At 63.0% G+C, this 18,494-nt stretch carries 17 protein-coding genes and 3 pseudogenes; 8 read left to right on the top strand and 12 right to left on the bottom strand.

Going from position 1 to position 18,494, the window contains the following annotated elements:
- The first annotated feature begins 64 nt into the window (after positions 1 to 64).
- Both AC56QQ_RS15140 and AC56QQ_RS15135 read left to right on the top strand, forming a co-directional pair.
- Complete coding sequence (locus AC56QQ_RS15140) at positions 65 to 1,282, top strand: ABC transporter permease (protein ID WP_497128284.1); 1,218 nt, start codon at positions 65 to 67, stop codon at positions 1,280 to 1,282.
- Positions 1,283 to 1,389: 107 nt separating this feature from the next.
- Positions 1,390 to 1,632 carry a hypothetical protein gene (locus AC56QQ_RS15135; protein ID WP_497128282.1) on the top strand — a complete coding sequence of 81 codons (243 nt, stop codon included), beginning with the start codon at positions 1,390 to 1,392 and terminating at the stop codon, positions 1,630 to 1,632.
- Here AC56QQ_RS15135 and AC56QQ_RS15130 read toward each other — a convergent pair.
- Both AC56QQ_RS15130 and AC56QQ_RS15125 read right to left on the bottom strand, forming a co-directional pair.
- The gene (locus AC56QQ_RS15130; protein ID WP_497128280.1) at positions 1,629 to 2,345 is read right to left on the bottom strand and encodes a hypothetical protein; all 717 of its coding nucleotides are present in this window, start codon (positions 2,343 to 2,345) and stop codon (positions 1,629 to 1,631) included. The two genes, AC56QQ_RS15135 and AC56QQ_RS15130, sit on opposite strands and share 4 nt — an antisense overlap.
- Before the next feature lie 4 nt (positions 2,346 to 2,349).
- On the bottom strand, positions 2,350 to 3,462 hold the full coding sequence (locus AC56QQ_RS15125; RefSeq protein ID WP_497129013.1) for an endonuclease/exonuclease/phosphatase family protein: 1,113 nt from the start codon (positions 3,460 to 3,462) through the stop codon (positions 2,350 to 2,352).
- A gap of 188 nt (positions 3,463 to 3,650) precedes the next feature.
- Here AC56QQ_RS15125 and AC56QQ_RS15120 point away from each other — a divergent pair, with 188 nt between their 5' ends.
- Positions 3,651 to 4,235, top strand: coding sequence for a BA14K family protein (locus tag AC56QQ_RS15120; protein WP_497128278.1), 585 nt, complete (start codon positions 3,651 to 3,653; stop codon positions 4,233 to 4,235).
- Positions 4,236 to 4,338: 103 nt separating this feature from the next.
- Here AC56QQ_RS15120 and ilvC read toward each other — a convergent pair whose 3' ends face one another.
- The 3 genes from ilvC to AC56QQ_RS15105 form a co-directional block, all read right to left on the bottom strand.
- Positions 4,339 to 5,358: a ketol-acid reductoisomerase gene (gene ilvC, locus AC56QQ_RS15115; protein ID WP_091575578.1), complete on the bottom strand. Its 1,020-nt coding sequence runs from the start codon at positions 5,356 to 5,358 to the stop codon at positions 4,339 to 4,341.
- A gap of 18 nt (positions 5,359 to 5,376) precedes the next feature.
- The gene (locus AC56QQ_RS15110; protein ID WP_497128276.1) at positions 5,377 to 6,108 is read right to left on the bottom strand and encodes a TetR/AcrR family transcriptional regulator; all 732 of its coding nucleotides are present in this window, start codon (positions 6,106 to 6,108) and stop codon (positions 5,377 to 5,379) included.
- A gap of 82 nt (positions 6,109 to 6,190) precedes the next feature.
- The gene (locus AC56QQ_RS15105; RefSeq protein WP_497128274.1) at positions 6,191 to 6,649 is read right to left on the bottom strand and encodes a MarR family winged helix-turn-helix transcriptional regulator; all 459 of its coding nucleotides are present in this window, start codon (positions 6,647 to 6,649) and stop codon (positions 6,191 to 6,193) included.
- 100 nt (positions 6,650 to 6,749) lie between these two features.
- On the opposite strand from AC56QQ_RS15105, the gene AC56QQ_RS15100 reads away from it, so the two are divergent.
- Positions 6,750 to 7,055: a Rieske (2Fe-2S) protein gene (locus AC56QQ_RS15100; RefSeq protein ID WP_497128272.1), complete on the top strand. Its 306-nt coding sequence runs from the start codon at positions 6,750 to 6,752 to the stop codon at positions 7,053 to 7,055.
- Position 7,056: 1 nt separating this feature from the next.
- Entirely contained in the window at positions 7,057 to 7,785 is a 729-nt protein-coding gene (locus AC56QQ_RS15095) for a glutathione S-transferase family protein (RefSeq protein ID WP_497128270.1), read from the top strand.
- Here AC56QQ_RS15095 and AC56QQ_RS15090 read toward each other — a convergent pair.
- Together AC56QQ_RS15090 and AC56QQ_RS15085 are read right to left on the bottom strand one after the other, a co-directional pair.
- Complete coding sequence (locus tag AC56QQ_RS15090; protein WP_497129011.1) at positions 7,733 to 8,971, bottom strand: FAD-dependent oxidoreductase; 1,239 nt, start codon at positions 8,969 to 8,971, stop codon at positions 7,733 to 7,735. The genes AC56QQ_RS15095 and AC56QQ_RS15090 overlap by 53 nt on opposite strands.
- Before the next feature lie 80 nt (positions 8,972 to 9,051).
- On the bottom strand, positions 9,052 to 9,411 hold the full coding sequence (locus AC56QQ_RS15085; protein WP_489863475.1) for a winged helix-turn-helix transcriptional regulator: 360 nt from the start codon (positions 9,409 to 9,411) through the stop codon (positions 9,052 to 9,054).
- A 185-nt stretch (positions 9,412 to 9,596) separates the two neighbouring features.
- Between AC56QQ_RS15085 and AC56QQ_RS15080 the strand changes: the two are divergent.
- Positions 9,597 to 10,486, top strand: a pseudogene (locus tag AC56QQ_RS15080) (NmrA family NAD(P)-binding protein).
- A 35-nt stretch (positions 10,487 to 10,521) separates the two neighbouring features.
- Here AC56QQ_RS15080 and AC56QQ_RS15075 read toward each other — a convergent pair.
- The 4 genes and pseudogenes from AC56QQ_RS15075 to AC56QQ_RS15060 form a co-directional block, all read right to left on the bottom strand.
- On the bottom strand, positions 10,522 to 11,562 hold the full coding sequence (locus AC56QQ_RS15075) for an SDR family oxidoreductase (RefSeq protein WP_489862010.1): 1,041 nt from the start codon (positions 11,560 to 11,562) through the stop codon (positions 10,522 to 10,524).
- A 35-nt stretch (positions 11,563 to 11,597) separates the two neighbouring features.
- Positions 11,598 to 13,517, bottom strand: coding sequence for a potassium transporter Kup (locus AC56QQ_RS15070; RefSeq protein WP_489862011.1), 1,920 nt, complete (start codon positions 13,515 to 13,517; stop codon positions 11,598 to 11,600).
- A 189-nt stretch (positions 13,518 to 13,706) separates the two neighbouring features.
- Complete coding sequence (locus AC56QQ_RS15065; RefSeq protein WP_497128268.1) at positions 13,707 to 15,620, bottom strand: potassium transporter Kup; 1,914 nt, start codon at positions 15,618 to 15,620, stop codon at positions 13,707 to 13,709.
- A 94-nt stretch (positions 15,621 to 15,714) separates the two neighbouring features.
- Positions 15,715 to 16,071, bottom strand: a pseudogene (locus AC56QQ_RS15060) (pyridoxine 5'-phosphate synthase); the annotation flags it as partial.
- Between the two features lie 77 nt (positions 16,072 to 16,148).
- Here AC56QQ_RS15060 and AC56QQ_RS15055 point away from each other — a divergent pair.
- Complete coding sequence (locus AC56QQ_RS15055) at positions 16,149 to 17,492, top strand: transposase (protein WP_497128266.1); 1,344 nt, start codon at positions 16,149 to 16,151, stop codon at positions 17,490 to 17,492.
- An 80-nt stretch (positions 17,493 to 17,572) separates the two neighbouring features.
- Here the strand turns inward: AC56QQ_RS15055 and AC56QQ_RS15050 are convergent.
- Positions 17,573 to 17,965 (bottom strand): annotated as a pseudogene (locus AC56QQ_RS15050) (pyridoxine 5'-phosphate synthase); the annotation flags it as partial.
- Between the two features lie 111 nt (positions 17,966 to 18,076).
- Here AC56QQ_RS15050 and AC56QQ_RS15045 point away from each other — a divergent pair.
- Positions 18,077 to 18,481 carry a SpoIIAA family protein gene (locus tag AC56QQ_RS15045; RefSeq protein ID WP_497128264.1) on the top strand — a complete coding sequence of 135 codons (405 nt, stop codon included), beginning with the start codon at positions 18,077 to 18,079 and terminating at the stop codon, positions 18,479 to 18,481.
- Positions 18,482 to 18,494: the final 13 nt, after the last annotated feature.

Below are 18,494 nucleotides of genomic sequence, written 5' to 3'. Positions count from 1 at the left end.
AGATCGTGGCCGAACACAGAGATAGAGCCCCATCCCGGTTCTGTCGGGATGGAAGGCTCTGACCATGATCTGGGAAACCGTCCGCCTCTCGCTCCGCTCGATCCGCCGCAACGTGCTGCGCTCGTTCCTGACACTGCTTGGCATCGTCATCGGCGTTGCCGCCGTCATTGCCATGCTCACCATCGGCTCCGGCACCACCGAAAAGGTCAAGGCCGACATCTCCAAGCTCGGCAGCAACCTGCTGGTCGTCCGTTCCGGCCGCCCGGCCGGTCCCGGGGGTCCAGGCGGGCTCGAACAGGTGGTGCGTCCGCTGGCCGAGAAGGATCTTGCGGCGCTGGTTGCGCATCTCACCGGCGCGCGCGCCATTTCGCCGGCCTCGCAGAAGCAGGTCCGTGTCATCTTCGGCACCGAGAGCCTGACCTCGGGCGTCACCGGCACCGACAGCGCCTATCTCGACGCGCGCGACTGGAAGCTGGTTTCCGGCCGCCCGTTCAGCGATTCCGAAACCCGCTCGGGCACCGGCGTGTGCCTGATCGGCGAGACGGTGCGTCAGCAATTCTTCGGCGCCGGCGACCCCGAGGGTGAGATCATCCGCGTCAACCGCACCTCCTGCAAGATCGTCGGCCTGCTCGAACCCAAGGGCTATACCGGCTTCGGCCAGGACCAGGACAATGTCGTGCTGATGCCGCTGCACGCCTATCAGCGCCGCATCGCCGGCAACCGCGACATCGACAACATCTACATCGCCGCCGACGACCGCACCCCGACCAGCGAATTGCAGCCGCGCGTCGAGGACATTTTGCGCGATGCGCGCCGCATCACGCCCGACCGCGAAAGCGATTTCGCCATTCGCGACATGACCCAGATCGCCGACGCCATGGCCAGCGCCACCGCCACCATGACCGGCATGCTGGGCGCGGTCGCCGGCGTCAGCCTGCTGGTCGGCGGCATCGGCATCATGAACATCATGCTGGTGTCGGTCACCGAGCGCACGCGCGAGATCGGCATCAGGCTCGCCATCGGCGCGCATGAAAAGCACATCCTCATCCAGTTCCTGGTCGAGGCGACGGTGCTGTCGCTGCTCGGCGGCATCATCGGCATCCTGATCGGGCTGGCGCTGGCCGGCCTCGCCGCGGTGACGCTGACCATCCCCTTCGCGCCGAGCCCGGCGGTCATCCTGCTCGCCGTCGGTTTTTCGGCGCTGATCGGCATGGTGTTCGGCTTCTTCCCGGCGCTGCGCGGCGCTCGCCTCGATCCGATCGACGCGCTGCGGCACGAATAGGACCCGATTTGATTTTGCACAACTTTCGACGTTTCCGCGCTGTGCCTCCACTGTCGCGGTGCGGTTCGCGATGTTAGGGCAAGGTATCTCCGGTCGAGGAATAGCGGATGAGCAAGAAGGCGCGACTGATCCTGGTAATGGTGATCATCGAAGCCTTCCTTGCCGGCATCTGGTGGTATCTTGCCCGCTTCGGCATGGCCAACCCCGACCGCGTCACCGCCGATTTTCAGGCGGTTGTCGGCCAGACGATGGGACTGGCCATGGGTGGGTTGCTGGGGATCGGATTTATCTTGTTCTTCGTCGCCGCCCGCAACGATCGCAAGGCAGCACAGATCAGGGCGCGCCGCTAACCCTTGCCTGCGAAATGCCACTCGATCAGCGGCTTCATGTGTGCCGACAGCCCGTCCGGCAGGTCGGCGGCATGGCGGATGATCACCGGCCCCTCGATCTCGGGATCAGTCTCGGCCGCGACAAAGGCCGAGATTCGCCGAGCGATCTCGTCTGCAGGCGCCGGCTCGTGATAGCGGCGAAAGATCACCGTGCCGCTGTTCGTCGACAAAGCGTGATAACGCTGGCCGCGTTCAGCAACCGACAGGTCCAGGCCGGTCTCTTCGCGCACCTCACGGATCATGTTGAAATCGACATCGACCAGCCCGTCGCGGAAATCGATCGGCTCGAACGAGCCGGCGGCGAAGTAGACGCGGCCGGCATTGACCGTGTGCGGTCCCATGCGGATCGCCACCAGCGCATTGTCGCCGGCCACCAGCACGGCATGGGCATAGGCATGCTCGGCGCCCGAATTCTCGCGCCGCTTACGCCATAGCATGAACGTGGAGTAGTTGACCGCGTGGCAGCGTCCGACGAGACGGCTGTCGCGCCAGGCGAGTTGCGACAGCAGCACCACCGTGCCGTCGAACAGCGCCGGATTGGCTGATATCTCGCGCTGCCAGTTCTCGGCGATCGCCTCCGCGTTATCCAGCGCGAAGGGGTGCGGACCGGGATCGAGCCGGACGTCGACGGCGTCGACCGGCAGGATGACATTGCGCGGCAGATCGAAACTCATGTGATCAGGCCATGTCCAGAGTGATCGCCACCGGGCAGTGGTCGGATGCCTTCGGCCGGTCCCAGCCGGCGCGCGGAAAGCGGTCCACCTCCTGGCCCGGCGGAAAAATGGTGCGCCAGGGCTGGCCGTTGCGGATGATGTCGGGAATGGCCGTGGCGTTCTTCTCCGCCAGCCCCTTGGAGAGCAGGATGTAGTCGAGTTGGCACAGGTGCCGCTCTTCCGGTCCTCGCGTGTGGTAGAAGCTCCAGCGGTTCATCTCCGGCCGCCGCTCGACGACGTTCTCGCAAAAGCCGCCTGCCGTCAGCACGTTGATGCAGGACTGGTTCTCATCGACCACCTCGAAGCGGTAGCCGTCGATGGCATCGCCGGCGATCTTCACGCGCTGCCGGTAATCGTTCATGTCGCCACAGATCGCCCAGCTTTTGTCGGCGGCATGATCCTTGCCGAAGCGCTCCTCGATAATGCGGCGCACCGCTTGCGCCTCGGCGATGCGCAGCGGCATCGTCGCCTCGCGTCCGTCGAGCCCGTTGCGCGGCGAGCCCATCGATTTGAAATGCACGAGATAGAGCGTCAGCGGCACGCCGCCGACAGTCACATCGATTTCCAGGCAGTCGCGGCGGAAGATGCGCTCATTGGCTTGATTGCCAAGCGCTTCCAGTTCCGGCGTGTGCAGGCCGAACTGCTCGAAGGTGACATAGGCGTGGCTGGTCATGCGCACGAATTCGATCGGCTGGCCCTGCGCGGTCTCGGCGCGCATCATCACCGCCACATCGATGCCGCGCGAATCGTTCCCGGCAGTGGTGTATTTCTGCCGGTAACCCTCCCCCACCATCTTGAACAGATAGCCGTATTCGAAGGCCTTCAGCGCCTCGATATTGTCGACCTCCTGCATGCAGATGATGTCGGCGCGGGTCGCCGCGATCGCCAGCGCCGTCAGCTGGCGCGTGTCGTCGGACTGCGCGATGGCGCGGGCCTGCTCCAGCATCTTGTATTCGGCTTCGCTCTGGATATCGAAAAGCGCCAGCGTGCGGTCTTCGTTGAGCTGGTTGCGATACCCGGAAAAATCGAACCTGTTCATCAGGTTCTCGACATTGAAGGTGGCGAGGCGCAGCGACATGTCCTGACCTTTGCCCACAAGCGCGGGAGAAAACAAGGTCGCGGGACCACTGTCGATATCGATTGGTCCTGACGGCGTGCGCGCCATGGTTGACGGAACCTTTCCGTTCATCCGCCGTTCAGACGCAAAGGTCCACATTGGCCGCATTCCCAGGGTGGGCGTGGGGCCTGTATCTCTTGGAGAGTGCAATGAATTCGCTCTTTTCTTCCTCTGTCAAATCCGGGCTGATAGCGCTCGGCATCCTCTCGAGCATCACGGCACCGTCCGCGGCCGGCCCGATCTTGCAGCCGGACCTGTCGATTCCCACAAGCACGGCGGCGCCGACGATCACGCCAGTCCGCGACAGTTGGGCGGGCGGCAATGACCGGCAACTCTACAACGAGAATTGGAGATGGCGCCGGTCGGGCCATTGGAATGGCAACCGACACTGGAACGGTGGTGGAAACTGGAACGGTGGCAACTGGAACGGCGGCAACTGGAACGGTGGAAACAACTGGCGTTGGCGACACCGCCACTATCACGACCGCTACTATGATGACAGTGCGAGCGCCGCGATCCTTGGCCTTGGCCTTGGCCTCGGGCTTGGCCTTGGCAGCATGTACAACAATTACAATTACTACGACGCGCCGCCGCGCCGCTACTACCGCGCAGGCCGGCTTTCGAGCGCCCATGTCCAGTGGTGCTATAACCGCTACCGCTCGTATCGCGCCTGGGACAACACGTTCCAGCCCTACAACGGCCCGCGCCAGCAGTGCTGGTCGCCCTATAGCTGAGCTAAGCTGTAGCTGAGACACAATGAAAAAAACGGCGCCATGTGGCGCCGTTTTTGATTCTTGCCGTTCGAAGCCACTGGGTCTTCGAGCATTTGGATTTCGGTCAGTTCTTGGCCTTGTCGACCAGCTTGTTCTTCGAAATCCACGGCATCATCGCGCGCAGCTTGGCCCCGACTTCCTCGATCTGATGGCTGTCGTTCATGCGGCGGATGCCCTTGAACCGCGACATGCCGGCGCGGTATTCCTGCATCCATTCCGAGGTGAACTTGCCGGTCTGGATGTCCTTCAGCACGCGCTTCATCTCGGCCTTGGTCTCGGCGGTGATGATGCGCGGACCCGAGACGTACTCGCCCCATTCGGCGGTGTTCGAGATCGAATAGTTCATGTTGGCGATGCCGCCTTCATAGATCAGGTCGACGATCAGCTTGACCTCGTGCAGGCACTCGAAATAGGCCATCTCAGGCGCGTAGCCAGCTTCCACCAGCGTCTCGAAACCGGCGCGGATCAGTTCGACCAGACCCCCGCACAGCACGACCTGCTCGCCGAACAGATCGGTCTCGCATTCCTCGCGGAAATTGGTCTCGATGATGCCCGAACGGCCGCCGCCGACGCCGCAGGCGTAGGACAGAGCCAGATCAAGTGCGTTGCCCGAGGCGTCCTGGTTGACGGCGACCAGGCACGGCACGCCGCCGCCCTTCTGGTATTCGCCGCGCACCGTGTGGCCCGGCCCCTTCGGCGCGATCATGACGACATCGACCGAAGCCTTCGGCTCGATCAGGCCGAAATGCACGTTGAGGCCGTGCGCGAAGGCGATCGCAGCGCCGTCACGTATATTCGGCGCGATCTCTGATCTGTAGATGTCTGCCTGCAGTTCGTCGGGCGTCGCCATCATCATCAAGTCGGCCCATTTGGCGGCATCGGCCACGCTCATCACCTTGAGCCCGTCGGCCTCGACCTTCTTGGCGGTCGCCGAGCCGGCCTTGAGGCCGATGGCGATGTCCTTGACGCCGGAATCCTTGAGGTTGAGCGCATGCGCCCTGCCCTGGCTGCCATAGCCGATGATGGCGACCTTCTTGCCCTTGATCAGGTTGAGATCGGCATCACGATCGTAATAGACACGCATTTTGTCTTCCTTCCCGTTTTATAAATCAGAGGCCTTGCGGCCCGGTTTTGCTCCATGAAGAGCGAGAAACTGCTGCGTCGCCCGTGCGGCATCGCCGCCAATCGCCGCCTCAGTCAATTCCAGCCGGTCGCCAAGCAGCAGACGGATCTGCACGTCGCGGGCGACCAGCCCGAAAAAGGTGCGGAACGCTGTCTCGGCGTCCGAAAATTCCAGCAGCCCGGCCTGCCGGCCTGCCTCAAGCACCGGCTTCAGCCGTTTGGCCAGCGCGAAACGGCCATTCTCCAGCACGACGGCGCCGAGATCGTCCTTGCCGGAACCGGCATGGCCGACCGCCACGCGGTTGAGCGCGATCGAGGTGTCGCTCGAAATCACCTTCAGCCAGTCCGAGGCGAAGCGCTCAAGGCTTGCCGTCAGCGAGGCAAGATCGAGCCCCTTGCCGTCGACCGGAGCCACCCGCACTTTCGAGGCTTGCCATTGGACCGTCGCCGTCAGCAGCCCGTCACGGTCGCCGAACCATTTGTAGAGCGTTTCCTTGGAACAGCTCGCGCGGCGCGCCACAGCGGTCATGGTCAGGTGATCGCCCTCCTCGACCAGCAGCCGAAGCGCCGCGTCCAGAACGGCCTTCTGCCGCTCCGTCAGCGCTTGGCTGTTGTCGATGTCGGCGTTTGCCAGCAACACGCTTTTTTCCCGTTTGATAGTGGCGGCGGCGCGGTTCAAACGACAGCCGTACCGTACGTTACGGTTCGGCATATTGCGCAATTCGATGATTGGCGCAAGAGGACGCACTGAAAAATATCTCGAAGCAGCCGCACAATGCGTGCGGCGAGTTTGCTCAATCGCTGGCAGGCGGATGGCGCAGCCGGCCAAGCAATGCCGACACCATGCTCAATTCATCCGCCGAGAGTTTGGCGCCGACCAGTTCGGCGATCGATCGTCCATAGACGGACCACATCCGACGGCGCGTGTCGCGACCCTTGACCGTGATGCGGATAGTCTGACCGCGGCCGTCATCGGCCACCGGCAGTTTCTCCACCAGCCCATCGGCCTCAAGCCGCGCCAGCAGCCGCGAGATATTGTACTGCGCAAACAGTGTGCGCTCGATCAATTGAAACGGCCGCAGCCCGCCCTCGCCCGCTTCGGCCAGCTCATGCAGCACGTCGTACCAGGCAAGCGGCGGCAGGCCGCTTTCCTTCAGCGCGTCTTCGGCCTGTTCGATGAGCTGACGCGAAACCCGCATCAGGCGGGCCCAGGCCTTGATGGCTTCGGGCGAAGGCGTGGCTTGCTCTGTCATGACTGCATCCTAGGCGATAGATGCAGGTGCATCAAGCTTGACTATTAATGCACATGCATCTATATAGATGCAATTGCATTAACCATGGAAGGCAAATCCCATGAAACATGAAATCTGCAAGGTTGACGACATTCCACGGACGGGCAGCATGATCGCGCCGTTCTTCGGCCGTGAGGTCCATGTCTGGCGCAGCGGCGAGCGCATCCGCGCCGCCGCCAATGTTTGTCTGCATTTCGGCGGACCGCTCGACTGCAAGGACGGCAGGCTGATCTGCCAATGGCACGGCGCTTCCTTCGACATGGCATCAGGCGATCGCCTTGACGGTCCGGCGCCAAAGGGTTCTCGCCTGATGTTCCTGTCGACACGCGTCGAGGACGGCGCGTTGAACTATGTCTGGGGCGAGTGAGATGGACGACAAGCTCATTCTGGTCAGCCACCATCTCTGCCCCTATGTGCAACGCGCCGCGATTTCGCTGGCCGAAAAGGGCGTGCCGTTCGAGCGCGTCGACATCGACCTCGCCGACAAGCCGGACTGGTTCAAGGCGATCTCGCCGCTGGGCAAGGTGCCGCTGCTGCGTACGCAGCGAAAGGGCGAGCAGACGGCAATCTTCGAGTCCGCCGTCATCCTCGAATTCCTCGAAGACACCCAAGCCAATCCCCTCCACCCTGCCGACCCCTATGCACGCGCCCGGCATCGCGCCTGGATTGAGTTCGGCTCGGCCATGCTCAACGCCATCGGCCGTTTCTATTCTGCCTCGACCGAGGCAGGCTTCCTTGCGGAAAGCGAGGCTCTTTCGGCGATGTTCGGTCGCCTTGAGGCCGAGCTGGCGGGATCCGAACGGAACGGGCCATGGTTCGCCGGCGAGCGCTTCTCGCTCGTCGACGCGGTTTACGGACCAGTCTTCCGCTACTTCGACGCCTTCGACCGGATCGGCGATTTCGGCATTCTGGATGGCAAGCCGCTCGTCAAGGCCTGGCGCCAGGCGTTGAGCGGACGCCCCTCGATCAAGCACGCCGTGGCGCCGGACTATCCGCGGCGCCTGCACGCCTTCCTGCAGGCGAAGGGATCCTGCCTTTCGAGCCTCATCCGCCGAAGCGATCCGGCCAGCGCGCCTCCTTTAGCCCGATCCGCCTGAACGGATCGATGACCGTTCCGGCCACCATCGAGGCGAGGAATTGTGGCGCCGGCGGGATTTTCGCCACCGTCGCCACCAGCCTGTCACGGATGAACGGGAGCACCACGGAATCCGACTGGTAGAATGGCGTGAACGCCAGCGACAGCGCCTGGAAGACACGCACATGCCAGCGCCGCGCTGCCGCATAGGCTTCGAGCGCCGCTTCGACGTTGCCCGTCCGTGCCAGTGCATGGCTGAGCGCCGCCGCGTCGAGCAGCGCCATGTTCGCCCCTTGCCCGAGTTGCGGACTGGTCGAATGCGCGGCATCGCCGATGACGGCCAGCCGCCGACCGACCGGCCGCTTCATCGTGTGGTGGCCATAGCGTGCCAGCGAAAGCTGGTCGAAACTGTCGATCTGGCTGGTGAACGCCTCGCTCTGCGGCCACAGCCGGACCACCCTCTCCTTCCAGGCGTCGAGGCCCCGGGCGCGCACCGCGTCGGTGTCCGCCGGCTTGAGGCTCCAGAAGAAGGCTGCCATCTTTTCGGCGCCCGGCTCCGGCCGGCCGATCGGCAGCACGCCGATCATCACGCTGGCCCTGTCGTAGCGTTGCAGCAACGCATGCTCGTCGAAGCCGTCGCCGCGCCAGCCGAGCGACGCCCAGAACGCGCCATAGGTGAGTGGACGCGGCGCGCCTGAATTGCCCGCGCACCGCCGCAGTTTCGACTTTGAGCCGCTTGCGTCGACGACAAGGTCGAACGGCCCTGCCCTTCGCCCGTTGCCCCGGATCAGCGTCGCCCGGTCGCCAGCCTCCAGCGCCTCGATCTCGACGCCGGTCTCGATGGCGATCGCTTCGCGCTGTGCGGCCCGGAAAAGCACGCCGAACAAGGCCGCCCGGTGCACAGCCAAGCCAAAACGGCGACCGCGCTGGGCATCATAGCGGACATCGAGCACGGTGCGGCCGGTCGTGGCGTCGGCGCCATGCAGCCGATCGATGCGGCTGCCCAGCGCCAGTATGTCATCGAGCAGGCCGAGATCGGCCAGCACCGTCAGCCCGGTCGGCTGCAGGATCAACCCGGAGCCGACCGGCTTCGGCTCCTCGAAGCGCTCGAACACGGTGACCCGATGTCCGGCACGCCTGAGATAAAGCGCCACCGCCAGCCCCGCCGGCCCGGCGCCCGCAATTGCGATATCGTAGGAAATGCCAATGCCCCCAAAGCCGGATTGGTCGGGACAATCCTTCAGCGGCCGGACTAAATCAAGCCGCCTCTCCCGGCACTAGTCGCCGTTCAGGCCTGGGCGGCATCAAAACCGGCGCGCGCCTCGCGCACCGCGTCATGATTGAGCTCGGCCCACAGGATCAGCTGGTGCAAGGCGCCGAACATCGACCGCCCGAGGTCGGTGAGACTGTATTCGACGCTCGGTGGCTTGGTCGGGAACACCTCGCGATGCACATAGCCGTCACGCTGCAAATCATGGAGCGTCTGGGTGAGCATGCGCTGCGAAATGTCGGGCACCAGCCGCCGCAACTCGCCGAAGCGATATGGCTGCTCGGCCAGGGCTCCCATCAAAAGCGAACTCCATTTGCCGCTAAGGCCCTGCATGACATCGCGAACCGGGCAATCGGCAAGGTTTCCGCCGCCAGTCATGGCTTTGTAGATCTCGAGCTTGGATCTCAGATTGACGATCGTGCTGTCCACGGCTGGTTCCTTGCCTGTGCCTACCTCCCGAAAAACTGCCTTCTTTACGGCCAGGGGTCAATTCCTATTTTAGTGCTGGTCTCTTTTTGAGACCACCACTCGCCCCTTCCCTCCGACCCATGCCAGGATCACCAATGAGCAAAACTCTCCTCGTCACCGGCGCTTCCGGCCAGCTTGGCCGCAGCGTCATCAACCACCTGCTGGACACATTGAAGGTGCCGGCGGCTCGGATCATCGCCACCACCCGCACGCCGGCCAACCTTGCCGATCTGGCGGCGCGCGGTGTCGCCGTCCGGGCGGCCGACTTCGACGATCCGGCTTCGCTCGCCGAGGCTTTTCAAGGCGCCGACCGGGTGCTCATCATCTCGACCAACGAACTGGCGATCCAGGAAAGCGGCGCCAGCAGCAGCTCGCTGCCGTCGCCGCCGCGAAGCAAGCAGGCGTCGCCCACTTGCTCTACACCTCGATGCCCAACACCGAGCCGGGTTCACCGGTGCTCTTCGCCCCCGACCACTACGACACCGAACAGGCGATCAAGGCGAGTGGCATCCCCCATACGATCTTCCGCAATGGCTGGTATGACGAGAACCTGTTCATGGCGATGCCGCAGATCCTCGCATCGGGCCAATGGTATACATCGGCGGGCGATGGTGCCATTTCCTATGGCGCACGTGACGATCTCGCTGCTGCCATAGCTGCTGGGCTCGCCTCGGACACCCGCGAAAGCACGACCTACACGCTGACCGGCCCCGAGGCCTACACTGTCGCCGAGGTCGCAGCGCTGGTCACCGAAGTCACCGGCAAGCCCATCCAGGTCATCCAGCTTTCCGACGAAGCATTGACCGAGGGAATGAAGTCGGCCGGCCTTCCCGAACCCATCGCCCGGCTTCTCGTATCGTTCGACGCCGCCACGCGGGTCGGTGGCCTCGGCATGGTGACGGACTCCGTCGAAAAGCTTTCCGGCCGCAAATCGGAGTCGCTGAAGCAGTTCCTGGAGACCAATAAAGCCGCTTTGGCCGCCTGACGATCAGCGCGGCGGGAAGCCTCGGCTTTCCGCCGCTACTTCGATGTCTTCAGCAACCCAAGCCGGATCAGGCTTTCGCCAGTCGCGACCAGCGCATCTTCGCGTGGTCGCGGTGCCCAGCCGAGCATGCGCACCGCCTTCTCGCTGGTGGCGTTCTTGGCCTTGCCCAGCTCCGGCACGACCTGCGCGGCTTCCGCGCTGAACAGCCCGACGAAGCGGACCAGCCAGTCGGGAAGCACCCTCGTCGAGACGCGCGCCGCAGCGTCGCCCAGCCGTGCCCTCAAGGTTTCGGCCATCTCCCGCACGGTCATGAAGTCACCGGCAACCGCCAGAAACCGTTCGCCACCGGCGGCGGGGTTGGTCATCGCGCGCAGATGCAGATCCACCACGTCGCGCACATCGACGACGCCGAAGGACAGGCGCGGTAAGCCAGGCATGGCGCCATCCATCATGCGCCGGATGAATTCGGTGGAGGTCGAATGGTCGGCCCCGAGAACCGGTCCGAAGATGCCGACCGGATTGACGACCGCAAGCTCCAGCGCCCTGCCCTCGGCGGCAATGAAATCCCACGCCGCGCGCTCGGCCAGGGTCTTCGATTTCACATAGGCGCTGACCTTGCCCGTCGGATCGGTCCAGTTCGCCTCGGTGAACGGCCGGCCGTCAGGCGGCAGCTTGCCATAGCCGATGGCCGCGAAGGACGAGGTGAGCACGACACGCTTCACCCCAGCGTCCCGCGCCGCCCGCAACACTCTTAGCGCGCCCTCGCGGGCCGGTATGATCAGTTCATCTTCATGCTTCGGCACGCCGGGCGGAAAGGGCGAGGCGACATGCAGGATATAGTCGCAACCGTCGACGGCTTGCGGCCAGCCGGCATCGGCCATGAGATCGGCGATGGCGAACGAGGGTGCCACTCCGGGCTCAGCGCCGCCGGCCTTGAGCATGGCGAGCACATCGGCTTCACGCTTGGCGGACCGCACGGTCGTGCGCACGCGGTAGCCGGCCTTCTTCAGGGCGAGAATACAATGAGCGCCGAGGAAGCCGGATCCGCCGGTGACAAGCACCAATTCGCCGCTCATTCCCGCCTCCTCGGCTATCGGCCCGTTCTACACCCTCAAATGGCGACCTGGGTGCCGATTTCCACGACGCGCCCGGTTGGGATCTGGAAATACTCCGTCGCGTCGGCCGCCGTGCGCGCCAGACCGATGAACAGCCGGTCCTGCCACACCGGCATGCCGGAATTGGGCGAGGCCTTGAGCGAGCGGCGCGACAGGAAGAAGGACGTCGTCATGATGTCGAACTTCCAGCCCTGCTTGCGGCAGATCGCCAGCGCGCGCGGGATGTTGGGCTGCTCCATGTAGCCGAAGGTCAGCGTCACCCGCATGAACAGCTCGTTGACCGTCTCCATCTTGACCCGGTCGCTGTCGGGCACCACCGGCTGCGGCGCGGTCACCACCGAGAGGATGACGTTCTGCTCGTGCAGCACCTTGTAGTGCTTCAGGCTGTGCATCAGCGCGGTCGGCGCGCTGAGCGGATCGCTGGTCAGGAACACCGCCGTGCCGGACACCAGCTGCGGCTTCTTCTTCAACAGATTGCCGGCGAGGAAATCGAGCGGGATCTCGTTGCGGCGGGTCTTGTCGAACAGATAGCGGCTGCCGCGCACCCACGTCCACATGGCCAGCACGATGGTGAAGGCAACCGCCAGCGAGGCCCAGCCGCCTTCGAACACCTTGACGATGTTGGAGGCGAAGAAACCGATATCGATGAAGGCAAACAGCGCCGTCAGCGAGATTGCCAGCCAGAGCTGCCATTTCCAGATACGCGTCATCACGACATAGAGCAGCACCGTCGTCACCAGCATGTTGCCGGTCACCGAGATGCCGTAGGCCGAGGCGAGCTTGCTGGATTCGCCGAAGCCGACGACCAGCAGCATCACCACCAACGCCAGCAACAGGTTGACGCGCGGCATGTAGATCTGGCCGGACTGTCGTTCCGACGTGTGCAGGATTTGCAGGCGCGGCAGCATGTTGAGCTGCACTGCCTGCCTGGTCAGCGAGAAGGCACCGGAAATCACCGCCTGGCTGGCGATGACCGTCGCGGCGGTCGCCAGCACCACCATCGGGATCAGCGTCCAGCCCTCGTTCATCTCGAAGAACGGATGGCCGACCACACCGTTCTTCGCCAGCACGAAAGCGCCCTGCCCGGCATAGTTCAACAGCAGACAGGGAAACACGATCGACAGCCAGGCGAGCACGATCGGCTTGCGTCCGAAATGACCGAGATCGGCATAGAGCGCCTCGGCACCGGTGACGGCCAGGAAGATAGCGCCGATCGTCACGAAGGCGACGTCGGGCGAATGGATCAGGAACGCGACAATGTAGTGCGGGCTGATCGCCCACAGGATTTCCGGATCGGCGATGATATGGTTGAGACCTGAAAGGCCTATCGCCAGGAACCATACCGCAGTCACCGGACCGAAGACCAATCCCACCCCGCCCGTGCCGAAGCGTTGCACCGCGAACACTATTGCGAGAATGACCAGCGTCAGCGGCACGACGTAGGGCTGGAAGGCAGGGGTGACAACGTTCATGCCTTCGACCGCCGAAAGCACCGAAATCGCCGGCGTGATGACGGCATCGCCGAAAAACAGCGAGGCGCCGACGATGCCGATGCCCAGGATCACCGCCGAGCGCGTCGGAAAACTGCCGCGCGCCAACGCCATCAGCGACAGCACGCCGCCCTCGCCGCGGTTGTCCGCGCGCAGCACGAACATGATGTATTTGATCGTCACGATGATCGTCAGCGACCAGATGATCAGCGACAGCACACCGAGAATATCGCCGCGATCAGCAACGGCGCCATGGGACGACGCCACCAGCGCCTCGCGAAAGGCATAGATCGGACTGGTGCCGATATCGCCATAGACAACACCGAGCGCGCCCAGCATCAGCACCTTGGTGCTGTGCTGTTCGATTTCTGGATGGCTCGATTGTTCGACGGGTTCTGCCTCACTACCAGCATTGGCAAGGGCCATGGACGACACTCCGATAAGCGCGCGGTGCTCTACGCTTGCTGCGATGCAATATCAAGTACCGTAGCGTGATGGCTGCCATGCCTACAGCACTGGGCCGCTCAGGCAAATGGCTGATCATCCGATGTTCGTGGGCTGAATCTGCCGCTACGTCCGGCACGGCGTGCGCCCATAATACCTGCCGTATGTCACTTAGATAGCTACTTGCGTGCCGATTTCCACGACGCGCCCGGTTGGGATCTGGAAATACTCCGTCGCGTCGGCCGCGGTGCGCGCCAGACCGATGAACAGCCGGTCCTGCCACACCGGCATGCCGGAATTGGGCGAAGCCTTGAGCGAGCGGCGCGACAGGAAGAACGACGTCGTCATGATGTCGAACTTCCAGCCCTGTTTGCGGCAGATCGCCAGCGCGCGCGGGATGTTGGGCTGCTCCATGTAGCCGAAGGTCAGCGTCACCCGCATGAACAGCTCGTTGACCGTCTCCATCTTGACCCGGTCGCTGTCGGGCACCACCGGCTGCGGCGCGGTCACCACCGAAAGGATGACGTTCTGCTCATGCAGCACCTTGTAGTGCTTCAGGCTGTGCATCAGCGCGGTCGGCGCGCTGAGCGGATCGCTGGTCAGGAACACCGCCGTGCCGGACACCAGCTGCGGCTTCTTCTTCAACAGATTGCCGGCGAGGAAATCGAGCGGGATCTCGTTGCGGCGGGTCTTGTCGAACAGATAGCGGCTGCCGCGGATCCATGTCGACATGATCAGCCCCATGAGGCAGGCAACTGTGATCGAGACCCATCCGCCTTCGACGATCTTCACGACATTGGCCAGGAAGAAGCCGCTATCGATGGTGCCAAACAGCAGGGCCAGGGCCAGTGCGAGCGCCAGCTTCCATTTCCACAGCTTGCGCATCACCACGAACAGCAGGATGGTCGTCATCAGCATTTCGCCGGTCACGGAAATTCCGTAGGCGGAAGCCAGCGAACTCGAGCTGCCGAAACCGACAACCAGCACCATCACCCCCATCGCGATAAGCAGGTTGACACGCGGCATGTAGATCTGGCCGGACTGCATTTCGGACGTATGCTGCACCTCGATGCGCGGCAAAAGGTTGAGTTGCACCGCTTGGCGGGTCAACGAAAAAGCGCCTGAGATAACAGCCTGGCTGGCGATAACGGTCGCTGCCGTTGCCAGGCCCACCATCGGCATGAGCGCCCAGTCCGGCAGCATCTGAAAGAATGGATTGGTCGGCCGGCCGCCATTGGCAAGGACAAAGGCGCCCTGCCCGAAATAGTTGAGCAGCAGGCACGGAAATACCACGGAAAACCATGCCAATACGATCGGCTTGCGCCCAAAATGGCCGAGGTCGACATAGAGCGCTTCGGCTCCCGTCACGGCCAGGAATACAGCGCCGACGGTGACGAAAGCAGCGGTCGGCGTGCTGACAAGATAGGCGACGGCATAATAGGGATTGATCGCCAGCAGGACCGAAGGATCGTCCATCAGGTGATAGAGTCCGGCGACGCCTATGGCCAAGAACCACAGAGCCGTCACCGGTCCGAATACGGCCGCCACCTTGCCAGTGCCGAAGCGCTGCACCGAGAACAAAAAGGCCAGGATGATCAGCGTAATGGGGACGACAAAGGCGTCCAACGTTGGCGTCACCACCTCAAGGCCCTCGACCGCGGACAGCACGGAGATGGCCGGGGTTATGATCGCATCGCCGAAGAACAATGCCGCGCCGCATAGCCCGATCGCCAGGATCAGGCGGGCGCCTTTGGGATAGGCGGTGCGGGCAAGCGACATCAGCGACAGCGTGCCGCCCTCGCCCTTGTTGTCGGCACGAAGCACGAACGCAACATACTTTATGGTCACAATGATCGTCAGCGCCCAGACGATCAGCGACAACACGCCCAGGACATCGGTGCGCGTATCGGTGCCGGGCGAAGCATGAAGCGCCTCGCGGAAGGCGTAGATCGGGCTGGTGCCGATATCGCCATAGACGACGCCAAGTGCGCCGAGCATCAGGACCTTGATGCTGTGCTGTTCGACGGCGGAATGACCCGATGGTTCGACGGTTTGAGCCTCGCTACCGCTGCTGGCAAGGGCCATCGACCATTCCCCGATAAGCGTGCGATGCCTTATTCATGCTACGATATCAATTGCACACGACGGCTGCCATACCTGCAACGCAAGGCTTCTCACTCTACCACCCGCAAGCCTTCAGAAATCGCCCCACCGTGCCGGCCATGCCATACTCCAACGCGTCGGCTGTCAACCCATGTCCGATCGACACTTCGGCCAATGCCGGAATGCGCTTGACCAGCGCAGGCAGATTGCTCACCACCAGATCGTGCCCGGCATTGACCTGAAGGCCGGCAGCGAAGGCGGCGTCGGCGGTTTTTCCAAGTCTTTCCAGTTCCTTGGCTGCTCTGGCTGGATCGGAATGATAGCTGCCATATGGACCCGTATAGAGCTCGATACGGTCGGCGCCAGTGTCGCGCGCGGCGGTCACACAATCGGGGTCCGGATCGGAAAACAACGACACGCGGAAGCCCCCGAGACTGTTGAAAAACTCGGCTTGAATGGCCGCCCAACACGTGATTCCATCTCTCTGCTGAGCGCTGGAGATGATTTGTCATGATGGGCAGGCTCGTTCTTCAAGAACAACTCTTCTACGAGTTTCGGCTTGATGAGCACGTACCTGCCGGTCACCTACTCAGACGCATCGATGCGACGCTTAATCTAAGCTTTGTGCATGAGCACCTCGCCTCAAGCTACAGCCACACTGGCAGGCCTTCGATCGATCCCGAGTTGATGCTACGAATGCTCCTCGTGGGGTATCTCTACGGCATTCGGTCAGAGCGGAGGCTTTGCGAGGACGTTCATCTTAACTTGGCATTCCGCTGGTTCTGCAAGCTCGGCCTCAACGGAGCTGTGCCGGACCACTCAACGTTCAGCAAAAACCGCTACGGCCGCTTTCGCCAAGGGGATCTGTTTCGAAAGTTATTCGAGGAGATCGTTGGTCATTGTGCCACGGCTGGGTTGGTCTCAGGCACGGATACTGCAGTCGATGCCAGCTTCATCGAGGCGGATGCGAGCTGGGAGAAGAAACTTCCTGGTGACGCCGGTGCAACCGCCTGGTCCGACGGTGGCACTATCTCGCGGCCAGTGCATGAGTATCTCGACGCTCTCGATGCAGCGCTGCCGCAGGCCCCAGATGAGCGTGAACCTTCGACGCCGAAACATATATCGCCGATTGATCCGCAAGCTGGCTGGTCAAACAAGCATGGACGTGGCCGTTTCGGGTATTCAACCAACTACTACATCGACACTGAAACCAGCGTCATTCTTGACGTCGAGGCCAGCCCGGCTCGCTTCGCCGCAGAGGTGGACACAACCAAGACAATGGTGTTGCGGACGCGCGAGCGTCTTGGGCTGACGCCTGAACGGCTGGCAGCTGACAAGGCTTACGGCAGCGCCGGTCTTCTAAGCTGGCTTCTGCAGCAGGGTATCGAACCGCATATCCCGGTGATTGAACGCCAACACCAGACCGCCGGCAAACTGACCCGCGACGCATTCTCCTATGACAGGCAGAGCGACAGCTTTACCTGTCCTGAAGGTCGGCAATTGACCTATCGGGGAAGGGACATCGGCGCGCGCGCCAATGTCTATTTCGCTCGCCCGTCCGACTGCGGCGCCTGTCGCTCAAAGCTGGATTGCACAGACGGATCAGCGCGACGAATTACACGATCTTTCGACGAGGATGCGCGTGATCAGGTACGAGCGTTGCGCGACACACCTAGCTATGCCCGCTCACGGCGACTGCGCAAGAGGATCGAGCGGCTCTTTGGCCACCTCAAGCGCAACATCGCGTTTCGACGATTGAGGCTACGCGGCCTGAGCGGGGCAAAAGAAGAATTCCTTCTCGCCGCAGCGGTTCAGAACCTCCAACTGTTGGCAAGACGGCTGGCCGCTGCATGAAGTGGACCGGTTCGGCAGACATGGCGCCAACCAATCGGCTCCAGTGCCCTGGGGTGGTTCCAGCTAGTTATTCAACAGTCTCCCCCCTTTTTCAGACGCTTGACGATCGGTGTCAGGAACGCCGCCTCGGCGGCAAAGTTCCAGCCATGGTCGGAGGTCGCCTGGGCCGGGTCGTCGGGCACCAGCGTCACCTGTTCCGGCTGATGCTTTTCCACAAGAACCAGGAAATCCTCGCTCGGATAGCCCTCGATATTGAATTCCGCCCGCGGGAACTCATCATCGATCAGCGACCGTATCTCAGGCAGATCGGAGTGTCTTGTGTGCCGCTCGTCGGGGCGCGGATGCACGGTCAAGCCGTGCGCCCCGGCCGCGAGCGCAATGCGGCCGAGACCGGTCACGCTCGGCCAGGGCAGGTCGCGCCGGTTGCGCAGCATGGCGATGGCGTTGAGATTGACGGAGAGCTTTGCGGGCATGGAGCGGCCTCGGAATTCATTTGACGCGCCACCTATAATGCCTTTGGCGGGAACAGACAGGGGGTTTCGGGTGTTCCAGGGAGACGAACTGGTCCGCGAAAGGAAGCGTCCATGAATTTTCTCGACACAGTGCCGGCGATCCGCCGCATCGACACCGATCGCGACGACCTTTTTGCCATCGACGTCGTCGGTTATGTTTCAGCCGCGGACGCCGAAAACCTGTTCGGCCTGCTGGAGGCGGCCTATGCCCTCCACCCGCGAATCGATGTGGCCGTGCGCCTGATCGACCACGAGGGCGTCGATTGGGTCGACATTTCGGACGACACGCTGAAACAGGGCACGATCCGTGCGCTGGAGCATGTCGGCCGTTGCGCGGCGATCGGCGAACCGGACTGGACTGCGGACGCTCGGCGGCTCATGCCAGCTTCTGCTCCTGTCGAGCTCAGGCACTTCAGTGCCGAGGAGGAAGCCGAGGCCCGGCAGTGGCTCGATGCCGAACCGATCGGGGATCAATAGCGCGGGGAGGAAA

This window comes from Mesorhizobium sp. RCAM 05099, assembly GCF_059683685.1.
This window is presented reverse-complemented; position numbering and strand designations above follow the sequence as displayed.